Below are 11,957 nucleotides of genomic sequence, written 5' to 3' on the forward strand. Positions count from 1 at the left end.
GTTACATACCTTTCAATGCCTGGTCAGAATAATGCCCTGATCGCTGCCCTCCCCACATGGACGGTTCTTGCCTCGCCAGGTTTCCTTCCCTCATATTGAAAGTTTAACTCCACATTATTCAGTAAGCGCTTGGTAAAATCAACAGACCATAAATAGTTTTTGCCGGGCAGCAATCCATCCAGCATTATATAACTCACAGTTGTATTAGCCGGGTAATTATAATTAATATTATTGAAGGTAAACCTGGCATTGATGGAACTGTTTTGCAAAACATTGTACTTGGTCTCCAGGTTCAATGCATTAGATGTCGATCTCTCACCCCCATATTCCTGGCTATTTTCTTTTTGTTCATAACGGTAACTGGTTTGAATGCGGAATACCGTACCGCGGATATAGGATATCCTGGGTTCTGTATTGTAAATGCTTAAAGCATAATTGCGGTTGGAAAAGCTTGTATTAGGTGTGTACAATGCATTCAGGCCTTTCTTTGAATTGATGTCAAAAGTAATTGAAGTACTGAGGTTCCATCTTAATTTGGCTATCCAGTCATTTGCCTTGCGACTTTCATATCCATAAGTGAGCAGGGCCTTACCTGTGTTTTGTAAATTACTGATATCAATCCCCCATTTACTTGAAAAACGATTAAAGGAAATTGTATTCAGAAAGGAGGTTGAAAGTGTTAATAAGGCGGTATCATTAATGCCGTACTTGAATGGATTGAATTCAAAATCACCCTTTGCAATTGACTTCTTATTCTTTTGCATGGAGGTTTGCCAGTTAAATCGGCTGATGAATTTTCCTATATTACCTACGCCTTCATAATTAAGCGCTGCTTTTGGATTGAAAGAAAAATTGTAATTCAGAGTAGTATAATTAGCCTTGGTAAACTGGTTGGTGGGAATAAATATCCGAATGAATTTGGCCTGGTCCTGGAACAGGGCTGTTTCAAATTCATTTAATTGCTGGATGCCATCATTATTATAATCGTTCCAGGTATATTGTCCCTGGCCAGCCGGTACTTCCAGGTAGGCAAAATCTCTTCTTTGCTCCTGTCCTGTTCCCAGTTCATAGAGGACACTTCCAGTTAACAGTCCTTTCCATTCGTTCACCAGGTATTCTGTCCTACCCAGAATAGTCTTATCGTTTTCCTGCTTCGAATAGGTATTATCATATACTTTCAACACCCTGTAGGTAGCATTGAACAATAGCTGGTGCCTGCTGCTTTGTAATATCTCAGCCTGGAAATTGACATTATAACTTCTGTCAGCTTTTATCAACTCTTTCCTTGCAGGATATTTATCGGCCCTGGTGAAAAAAGTAAGCCCGTATTTATTCTTTTTTTTCTCGTTTGATTTAAGGTAAGCAGTATAGGTGTCGAAAGAAAAGCTCTGGAGAGACAGTGTATCTTTTACTTTATCCCTTATATCATTCTTTTCAAGTGCATACTTAAAACCAACTTTCATTGAAGCCATCTGCTTCAATTCTTTGCTTATATCTATAACAGGTCTTATATAGCTACCTTTTGAAGAAACTGTATTGAATTGAGTAATTGCAAATTGATTGACCATGTTCCATCCCAGCCAATTAGCTGAATGTTGTACCAGGTTTTGAAAGCCTTTGTACTCATCACTTCTCTGGTAACTCATAAACTGGTAACTAAGGCCATGGTTGTTTTTGTCTTTTAAGGCAGATGAGAAACGAATAATGTTTTCAGTGGCCGGCTGTACAAGTAGTGGCAATCCCCAGTCACGACTGAATTCCACATAACGAAGGCGCTCCAGTGGCTTGAACTTCTTATCTACGTGTTCTACATCAATATTTGAAGTAAGAGATAGTTTCCGCGATGATCCTAAGGCAGTAATATTAGTGTATTGAACCTTTGCCGCCATTCCTTTATCATCACCTCCATCCTTTGAAGAAAATGTATTGACATCATTATTACTCAGTGCAAATTCTGTTTTGATAGAATTGTTCTTGTCAACCTGGTAGTCTGCCCCTATACTGATCAATTGCTGTTTCTTTGGGGTCACCAGGATCATTACCGGTTCATACCGGCCCTGTTTCAAACCATTTAAACGCGGTACAAAACGAAATACTTTTCCATTGGCCCCATTAAAATCCGGCATATAATCACCATTTCCCTGCCCGAGGTCAGTAAAAGACAAAGAATAACGGGCAGCACCAGGATCGACAGAATACCGGTAGAAAGAATCGATGGTGGCGCCACTTGAATCATAAACCCTTTCGTAGAGGATCTTATCTTTTGCAAATGTATCCAAAGCCACCGTGGGGTATAATGCCTTCCCGATACTATCGCCTACATCATACAGAAACTGTTTCTGGCGTGTATCCAGCGTCTGGTTGATCTGGGAGTTTTTGGCATCGCTGTTATTAAAGGCACTCACTCTCAGTTTCAGCTTATCATTGATCCCAATTTCCTGGTAGGCATATAAATTGGCATTCAGGTAATTCCTGTCAGCATATTCAAACTCTATCTGTATGCGCGAATCTTTGGTGATCATCCGGTTAGGCATGAACGTTACTTCCGCCGTATTATAATTGATGATATAGTCCCTGTCCTCTCCTCTTTGCAGCAACTCTCCATCCAGGTACACTCTTTCTGTATTGGCCAGGACAATAAAGAAGAATTCATTGTTGGCACCCGTCAACCTGTAGGGTCCCTGGTTGCCTTCCATTCCCTGCAATACATTCCTTGTAAATTTACCTTTGGCAATTGACCCACTAACAAGTGTAGTTGACTGCACCGATGATGAAAGATGAGACGTGGTTTGAAACGATATCCCCTGCAGCCTTTTATAAAAGTTCAGGAAATACATATTGTTTTGCCTGATATCGATATCACCAAGGTTCAACTGCCAGTTCTTCTTTTTGAATTGAAGAAATACCTGGTCAAATTCATTGAGTTGCTGCGTTGTGCCATCTGGCTGTATGGGAATGTTATTATCTGAAAGAGCCGCAGCTATTTCGATGCTGTCCTTCAACATTCCATTTAACTGCAACTGGAATGTAGAATTGACCACGGCATCCTGGTTATTGCCAAAGGAAAGCGCTCTTCCGAAACTTCCATTGTACTGAATGCTTCCAAAATCAAACAAACCCTTCGACTCAGCCCCTCCTGCATTGAACTCGTATGGCTCCATGTAAAAATTGTTCATCACACTTTCATAGCTAAGCCTTTGTACTACAGAATTTAATTTATAAGGAAATACACGGTAGGTTATCAAGACAGTATCTGTAACAGGTCGCTTTTTCCAATACAGCTTCGCCTGTACAAAGTCTAAATGATAAGTGGATGTATCAACACCTGCGATGGCGAATGTCTTTGGAATGATGCTTACAGTATCGAGCAATAAACTATCAGAATTGAATGCAACTTTTTTGAAGCGGAAGTTGGAATGTGTGGCCGAGGGAAAAGGTGCCTGTGCCCTGCCCTGTTCAACAAAAGCCAGCATGAGTCCCAAAAGCAGTATACAGCTCCAAAGCTTCAATAGTAAAGGTTTTTCAGGAATGGTTGCTATTCCAGGTTTTTCAACGCTTAAACATAATAATAATTGTTCAAATTCAGGCAGATCGCGGGTTTTGGGCAGTATTGCAACCCTGTCGCAAAGGAACCAAAACAAAAAAAGCAGGGACTGGCCCTGCTTTCTGTATTGAGATCTTCCCTGGTTAATTATTTTTCTGAAGAAAGGCCTGCAAAAAGGTAATCCTTGTGCATCCTTGATATGTTGGTGATGGATATCTCCTTTGGACAAACTGCCTCGCAGGCCCCTGTAAAGGTGCAGCTGCCGAAACCTTCCTTGTCCATCTGTGATACCATGCTTAAAACCCTGTTCTTCTTTTCAGGATATCCCTGGGGCAATAAACCCAGGTGGGCTACCTTGGCTGAAAGGAATAAAGAAGCAGATGCATTTTTGCAGGCTGCCACACAAGCACCACAGGCTATGCAGGCCGCCGCCGCAAAAGAAGCATCAGCTTTATCTTTTTCAATTGGAATGGCATTACCATCAACAGCATTTCCTGTATTCACAGAGATAAAACCCCCTGCCTGGATGATACGGTCAAAAGATGTTCTGTCAGTGACAAGATCTTTCAATACCGGGAAACCATTAGCCCTCCATGGTTCTACCACGATGGTATCTCCATCTTTGAAAGCCCGCATATGCAACTGGCAGGTGGTGGTAGCATGCCATGGACCATGAGGACGCCCATTGATAAACATGGAGCACATGCCACAAATACCTTCACGGCAATCATGGTCAAAGGCAATGGGATCTTTTCCTTCCAGCACCAGTTGTTCATTCAAAACGTCGAACATTTCGAGGAAAGACATTTCCGACGAAATATTCTTCACCTGGTAAGTTTCAAATTTGCCTTCACTGGTTTTATTGGATTGACGCCAAACCTTCAGCGTCAGATTCATATTGTAATGTTCCATTAATAAATTTTTATAGAACGCAGATAATTTTGATTGTTTACTGCAGGCCTCAAATGATTCAAATCCCGCATTGCTTTATTTATAAGAACGTTGCGTTGGTTTCACTACATCATATTCCAGTGTTTCTTTGTGCAGCTCCCATTGATGCGGTGACTGGTATTCCCAGGCAGCTACGAACATAAATTCCGCATCATGACGCAATGCCTCACCTTCTTCTGTCTGGTGTTCTTCCCTGAAATGACCTCCGCAACTTTCACTTCGCTGTAACGCATCAATGCACATCAATTCACCCAATTCAATGAAATCGGCCACACGTCCTGCCTTATCCAGTTCCGGGTTGAATTCATTGATAGTACCCGGAATTTTCAGGTCACTCCAGAATTCCTGCTTCAACTGGCGGATCTCCTGAATGGCTTCCTGCAACCCCTGTGCATTACGGGCCATACCGCATTTATCCCACATAATCTTGCCCAGCCTTTTATGCATACTTTCCACTGTCTGGGAACCTTTGATATTCATCAGTTCTTCGATCCTGTCTCTTACTTTTCTTTCTGCTTCTTCGAATGCAGGATGGGATGTGGGTATCGCATTCACCCTGATCTCGTCTGCCAGGTAATTTCCAATGGTATAAGGAATTACAAAATATCCATCAGCCAGTCCTTGCATCAATGCTGAAGCTCCCAGGCGGTTAGCACCATGGTCAGAGAAATTACATTCACCCAAAGCGTATAAACCGGGAATGGTGGTCATTAGCTCATAATCCACCCAAAGGCCGCCCATGGTATAGTGTACCGCAGGATAAATACGCATCGGCACTTCATAGGGATTCTCACCGGTGATCTTTTCATACATGTCGAAAAGGTTACCATATTTTTCCTTCACCACTTCCTTACCCATAAGGGTTATGGTCTCTGCATCCACATTAGACAAACCTCTTTTACCGGCTTCTATTTTACCATACCGTTGAATAGCCGCTGCAAAATCCAGGAATACGGCCTGCTTTGAAGTGCCCACACCATAACCTGCATCACACCTTTCTTTTGCCGCCCTCGAGGCCACATCTCTTGGAACCAGGTTTCCAAAAGCAGGATATCTCCTCTCGAGGTAATAATCTCTTTCTTCTTCAGGAATATCTTTTGATTTCCTGGTATCTCCCTGTTTTTTTGGTACCCAGATCCTGCCGTCATTACGCAATGACTCTGACATCAATGTCAGTTTCGACTGGTGATCTCCTGTAACAGGAATACAGGTTGGATGTATCTGTGTATAACAGGGATTACCAAAATAAGCCCCTTTCTTATGTGCTTTCCAGATTGCTGTTGTATTGCTTCCCATGGCATTTGTGGAGAGATAGAATACATTTCCGTATCCACCGCTGCACAAAAGGACGGCATGGCCAAAATGCCTTTCCAGTTCGCCTGAAACCAGGTTGCGGGTAATGATACCTCTTGCCTTTCCATCAATGGTCACCAGCTCCAGCATCTCGTGGCGGGTATACATATCCACGTTACCTAGGGCCACCTGTCTTTCCAGTGCCTGGTAAGCGCCGATCAATAATTGCTGGCCGGTTTGACCTGCTGCATAAAATGTTCTTTGTACCTGCGTGCCACCAAAAGAACGGTTGCTTAACAAGCCGCCATATTCCCTGGCAAAGGGTACACCCTGCGCCACACACTGGTCTATAATATTGGCACTCACTTCTGCCAGGCGGTGCACATTGGCTTCACGGGAACGGTAGTCTCCCCCTTTGATAGTATCATAAAAAAGACGGAACACAGAGTCTCCGTCATTTTGATAATTTTTGGCTGCATTGATCCCACCTTGTGCAGCAATGGAGTGCGCACGGCGTGGAGAATCCTGGAAACAAAAAGCTTTCACTTTATAACCCAGCTCTCCTAAAGCTGCTGCTGCAGATGCACCAGCGAGACCTGTACCTACAACGATGATCTCGAGTTTGCGCTTATTAGCAGGATTAACCAGCTTTACATGGCTTTTATAATCATCCCATTTTTTATCTAAATTTCCTGCAGGGATTTTTGCGTCAAGCATAATTCGTATTTCTGTTTTTTGAATGGCCGGATAGCTTCAAATGCCGCCGGTCATAAATTCTATTTTTTCATTCGCTGTATTGAAACTGGTACTACATCAAACCAGTTAAAAGCTAATTAAATGGACTTACCCAATTTAAATACATGCTTACAGGCATTAAGGCAAATAACAGGCAAACCACAATAGAAAATCCATATCCAAGACTCTTCAGCATGACCAGGTATTTTTTATTGTGCACTCCAATAGAACGGAAGGCACTATGAAAACCATGTAGTAAATGAAACCCAAGTGCAGCTACACCAACAAGATAGAGGATCACCACCCAACCATGTTGAAAGACCTCGTACATTCTGAGATAAAGGTTATGCATCTCTATACCATTATACGTTACTTTTTCAAGGTCGTGAGACACCCTTGATGGCCACCAGAACTGGGCTACGTGAATGACGAGGTATAAGAAGACAAGTGTTCCCAGTAAGGCCATGCTCCGGCTCATCCAGGTACTGCCCCTGCTTCCCAGGCTGACCTGGTAACCTTTGCTACGCAGACTCCTGTTCTTTAGTTCAACAGCATAACCCTGTATAATGTGTAACAGGATGCCTGCAAACAAACCGATCTCCATGATTCGTATAACCAGAGAAGCTCCCATAAAATGAGCTGCACGGTTAAACATGGAACCATTATCATTATGGTCAAAATAAGGAAGATCATTAAAAATGCAGGAATTTAGCCCGACGTGAACAATTAAAAAAGAGATCAAGAATAAACCCGTTAACGCCATCACTATTTTTCTACCAACAGCAGATGTGAAGAAGTGGGACCATTTCATATTATGACAAAAGGGGTTGAAAAAATTTGACGCAAAGGTAAGTGCCGATTGTTAAAAATTATAACAATTAAATAAAATAAAAGGTTCTAAAGTGGCAGCCTGCTGTTTAACTCTGTATCTATTTTTTTGTATAAATGGAAGGGACTATAAATTCTCCAGTTAGAGATGTCCATCAGTTCAATAAAGTAATTGAGCTTCGCTTTTTTAAAATCATACTGCGTGGCTTCCGGCATGTTCAGGCATACAATCCAGCCATTTTCATCACTTGCTTCTTCATACCATTCTTCGTAATAATCCTTATCACCGCTGTGAAAATTAAGTACGTTCTCCGCTATGAGAATGAATTTACTGATACCCTCATGTTCAAACTGGTCAATGACATCCCGCTTTAAGGTCATGATATCATTTTCGATGGCATCATTCCATTCACCTATCAGTTCAATGATCACGTAATTTTCTTCATAATTGGCCTGCAACACTTTTAAATACAATGTGCGGCTACCAAATTCATCCCATTGCGGATGTATATAATAATTGTAAACAGTAGCAGTGAATTCAAACTCAGAGTATTCCCTTTGATAGAAAGGTGACCTTTCATCTTCCTCGCTGACATAAATATGTCTCCAGTTATAAAATGGCTCTATATCGTGCACTTATTCCTTTAGTTTAAAATTATCAACTGCTTTTTTCACACTGCCATATTTCAACAATAAGCTCTTAGCCTGCTCATAATCGGAAAGGCTTAAATTATCCATTATCATTTTCGTGCCACGATCGATCAACTTCTCATTGGTAAGCTGCATATTCACCATCTTGTTATCTTCTACCCTTCCCAATTGTATCATTACTGTTGTAGAGATCATGTTAAGGATGAGTTTTTGTGAAGTACCGCTTTTCATCCGGGTGCTACCCGTAACAAATTCAGGACCTACTTCCACTTCTATTGGAAAGTCTGAAACATCTGTCAATGGAGATCCTGGGTTGTTGGTAATACAGCCCGTAATGATCCCTCTTTTTTGACATTCCCTTAAAGCTTCAATGACATAGGGCGTAGTGCCGCTGGCGGCAATGCCTACCACTACATCTTTGCTGTTGACGGCGTGTTTTTTCAGGTCCAGCCAGCCCTGCTCTTCATTGTCTTCAGCATTTTCAACCGCTTTTGTAATGGCCTCGTCACCACCTGCAATTACCGCAATGACCAAACCATAGGGCACACCATAGGTAGGCGGACATTCACTGGCATCTACCACTGCCAGTCTTCCACTGGTACCAGCGCCTATGTAAAAAAGGCGCCCACCTGCCAGCATTTTATCGGTCACTGCACTTACCAGTCTTTTTACCTGCGGAATAGCTTTTTCTACTGCCAGGGGAACGGTTTTGTCCTCCTTATTAATATTCGTCAACAATTCACTGATAGACATTTTTTCCAAATGCCTGTACCTGCTTGATTGTTCAGTAATTTTTTCAAAATTGTTCATCAAAGATTTCAAGGTTGTTTTAATTTTCAGGGTAATAGATTAATTCAAACATCAGGATACTATAAATTGTTCAAAGTTACACCGTAGTTACATCATGGTATTTCACCAGTCCCTGCATCGGGTTTTTCAATATGTTTCCCAATTCGAATTCATAGGAATTACATAACTGCTGTATCACATCTTTAAATCCATCCGCTACGCTTCCCACAAAATTCACAGGATATTTCCAGACCTCATTGTACTTACAGAGGTGCTGAAAGAAGAAGTCATTCAAACCATCTTCTATAATATTCTCTATCATATAATGCCCCCGGTTCTCTGCCAGGAACATGGCAAAACCTGCCAGGTAACGGTTAGGCAATGGTTTCTTATATACATTATCCAATATCTCCACCTGGGTGGTAACAAATTTGGCATCGAATAAGGAACGCAGATCCTCGTCAAAGGTGTTGTATAAATAATACTGTATTACCTTTTTGCCAAGATAAGCCCCACTACCCTCATCACCCAAAACATACCCAAGCCCTGGACTGTTCTTAATTATGTTCTTTCCATTGTAGTAGCAACTATTAGATCCGGTACCCAGTATACTGGCGATGCCTTTCTGATCTCCACAAACTGCTCTTGCCGCAGCCATCAGGTCTGTATTCACTTCTATCTTTGCACCGTTGAATAGTTTTTGCAAGGCCTTTTTGATGCTCTTTGCATTTTCAGGGTTCGAACAGCCGGTACCATAATAGTACACCTCCTCTACTTCTACATTTTTGATCTTTTGCTTTAATTCCTGGTCCACCAGTTGACCAACCTGTGCCGTATCAAGGAAGTAAGGACTGATGCCCTGCGTAAATATGGTTTTTTTTCTCCCATCTCCTATCAACACCCATTCTGCTTTTGTGGCCCCGCTATCGGCTATTAGTGTTACTGACATCGCTTAAAGTATTGTTGAAATATTTATCGAATCGCCTTTCATTCTATCAAATCAGCTATTTTGCAACAATTTACAAAGTAACAGCAGACGATGAGGAATAAAAAATTACAGGTATGGCTTCCACTGATTTTTTCGATCGTAATGATCGGTGGAATGTTCTTTGGTTTCAAATTGCACCAGGAAACCGGGAGCAGGGAAAGCTTTTTTAAGAACGCTAAAAAAACATCCTTACAGGAAGCGCTCGACCTGATACATGACAGGTATGTAGATTCTGTAAAAATGGATTCCCTGCAAAATGATGCCATCAATGATGTCATGAATCACCTGGATCCGCATTCTATATATATACCTGCCTCCAACCTGGGCGAAATGACAGAGGACCTTGTAGGAAACTTCCAGGGCATTGGAATTGAATTCAATATTTTTAATGACACCGTGCATGTGCTGTACGTGGTGCCAAACGGCCCCAGTGATAAGGCGGGCCTGCACATTGGCGATAAGATCCTTAAAGTGAATGATTCTTCCATCGTTAGTAAAACCTTACCCAGTGCTGATATCAGGAAGATGATCAGGGGGGAAAGTGGTTCAAAGGTCAAGCTTACCGTTTTGAGAGGAAGCACAGTTCAATATTACGATGTGGTCAGGGGCACTATTCCATTACCCTCGCTCGATGCTTCCTATATCCTGGAGCCGGGAACTGGTTACATCAAACTGAGTAAATTTTCAGAAACCACTTACGGGGAGTTTATGAGAGCTATGGAGGACCTTCAGAAAAAAGGAATGCAGAAATTGATCCTTGATCTGCGGGGCAACGGCGGTGGTTTCATTACCCAGGCTACCAATATAGCGGACGAATTTCTTGATGGCAATAAACTCATTGTATATACTGAAGGATCCAATATTAAAAGGCAGGATTACAGGGCCAGCAAGGAAGGTGTTTTTGAAAAAGGAAAACTAGTGGTACTGGTAGATGAATTAACTGCCAGCGCCAGCGAGATCCTCGCGGGTGCCTTACAGGATTGGGACAGGGCTACTATTATTGGCAGGCGCACATTTGGCAAGGGACTGGTGCAGGAACAATACGGATTGGCAGACGGTTCGGCAATACGCCTAACTGTTGCCAGGTACTTCACTCCTTCAGGACGCAGCATTCAACGCCCTTATGATCATGGCAAAAAGATCTATATGGAAGAATTGTATAACCGTTATGAAAAGGGCGAGTTACTCACAGCAGATTCCATTCATTTGTCAAAAGACCATCCTTATAAGACCAATGGTGGCAAAACAGTGTACGGAGGTGGTGGTATCATGCCAGATGTTTTTGTTCCTATTGACACCAGCCTGTATACAAGAAGTGTTACCCGGCTTTACCTGGATGGACGTTTCAATAATTTTGTTTATCAATACTATATTGGTCACATTCCCCTGTTTGAACAATACAAAGCGCCGGTAGACCTGGCTACGAAATACCAGAATACTTCAGATGCATGGGCTCAACTGGTTACCTATGCTATGAAGGATAGTATCAACCTTTCCAAAATTCCTGAAGAAGACAAAAAGATCATTCAAAACCGCATCAAGGCCTACCTGGCAAGGTTAAAATGGAGAACCCAGGGTTTTTACCAGGTTTACAATATGTCTGACCCGGTTATTATTAAAGCCAAAGAAATTCTTGACAAATAAAAAGAGGCTACCTCCTTTTGGAGACAGCCTCTTTATTGTATAAGCAATTAGGCTTAGATGTCCCTTCTTTTGTTTAACCACTCTTTCTTTTCTACAGCATAGGAGCTAATCAAACCCAGTCCACCACCTATAGCGATCAGGGAGAAATAAATGGCAGGGTTATCGTGATGACTGTTGGCCATATTCATGTCTATCAGGTAGGCTATTAATAATCCCAGGCCTGCACCCATGAACAATAATCCTGTTTTTAAACTACGATACGGAGCGGGGCGGTTATTGTATTCTTTTGGATTGATACCTTTTTCCAACATGGCAAGGTTTTCCCGGGTACGTAAATAATAAATGCCAAAGACCATAGCGAAAGCTCCGATGCAAATTAAGATTGGTACTAATATTCCAGCGTCATGCATAAAATAAGATTTATAGTTTTTATTAAATTTTGATTGCCAGCTTTTTAAGGCATTTGAACTATCTGACTACAACTTGTCGACCCAGGTTACAGGTAATTCAAATATTTTTTTAAAGAACTGGTTT

Annotated in this window: 9 protein-coding genes; 1 reads left to right on the plus strand and 8 read right to left on the minus strand. The window is 41.8% G+C overall.

Features of this window, described 5'->3' with window-relative positions:
• Positions 1-23 precede the first annotated feature (23 nt).
• The 7 genes from BP74_RS00335 to BP74_RS00365 all read right to left on the minus strand — a co-directional run bounded on the left by BP74_RS00335 (position 24) and on the right by BP74_RS00365 (position 9,740).
• Positions 24-3,641 carry a DUF8818 domain-containing protein gene (locus BP74_RS00335; protein WP_496369886.1) on the minus strand — a complete coding sequence of 1,206 codons (3,618 nt, stop codon included), beginning with the start codon at positions 3,639-3,641 and terminating at the stop codon, positions 24-26.
• 50 nt (positions 3,642-3,691) lie between these two features.
• Positions 3,692-4,456, minus strand: coding sequence for a succinate dehydrogenase/fumarate reductase iron-sulfur subunit (locus BP74_RS00340; protein ID WP_496369888.1), 765 nt, complete (start codon positions 4,454-4,456; stop codon positions 3,692-3,694).
• Positions 4,457-4,531: 75 nt separating this feature from the next.
• Positions 4,532-6,505: a fumarate reductase/succinate dehydrogenase flavoprotein subunit gene (locus BP74_RS00345; RefSeq protein WP_496369890.1), complete on the minus strand. Its 1,974-nt coding sequence runs from the start codon at positions 6,503-6,505 to the stop codon at positions 4,532-4,534.
• 112 nt (positions 6,506-6,617) lie between these two features.
• Positions 6,618-7,334, minus strand: coding sequence for a succinate dehydrogenase cytochrome b subunit (locus BP74_RS00350; RefSeq protein WP_496369892.1), 717 nt, complete (start codon positions 7,332-7,334; stop codon positions 6,618-6,620).
• A gap of 86 nt (positions 7,335-7,420) precedes the next feature.
• Entirely contained in the window at positions 7,421-7,987 is a 567-nt protein-coding gene (locus BP74_RS00355) for a hypothetical protein (protein ID WP_496369894.1), read from the minus strand.
• On the minus strand, positions 7,988-8,824 hold the full coding sequence (locus tag BP74_RS00360; RefSeq protein ID WP_496369896.1) for an N-acetylmuramic acid 6-phosphate etherase: 837 nt from the start codon (positions 8,822-8,824) through the stop codon (positions 7,988-7,990).
• A 64-nt stretch (positions 8,825-8,888) separates the two neighbouring features.
• Positions 8,889-9,740, minus strand: coding sequence for an N-acetylglucosamine kinase (locus BP74_RS00365; RefSeq protein ID WP_496369898.1), 852 nt, complete (start codon positions 9,738-9,740; stop codon positions 8,889-8,891).
• 90 nt (positions 9,741-9,830) lie between these two features.
• Between BP74_RS00365 and BP74_RS00370 the strand changes: the two genes are divergently transcribed.
• Positions 9,831-11,423 (plus strand): S41 family peptidase, encoded by a 1,593-nt coding sequence (locus tag BP74_RS00370; protein ID WP_496369900.1) that lies wholly within the window; start codon positions 9,831-9,833, stop codon positions 11,421-11,423.
• Positions 11,424-11,476: 53 nt separating this feature from the next.
• Here BP74_RS00370 and BP74_RS00375 read toward each other — a convergent pair whose 3' ends face one another.
• Positions 11,477-11,833, minus strand: a complete 357-nt coding sequence (locus tag BP74_RS00375) for a DUF6249 domain-containing protein (protein WP_496369902.1) — start codon at positions 11,831-11,833, stop codon at positions 11,477-11,479.
• Positions 11,834-11,957: the final 124 nt, after the last annotated feature.

The sequence above is a fragment of the Flavisolibacter ginsengiterrae DSM 18136 genome, assembly GCF_059568575.1.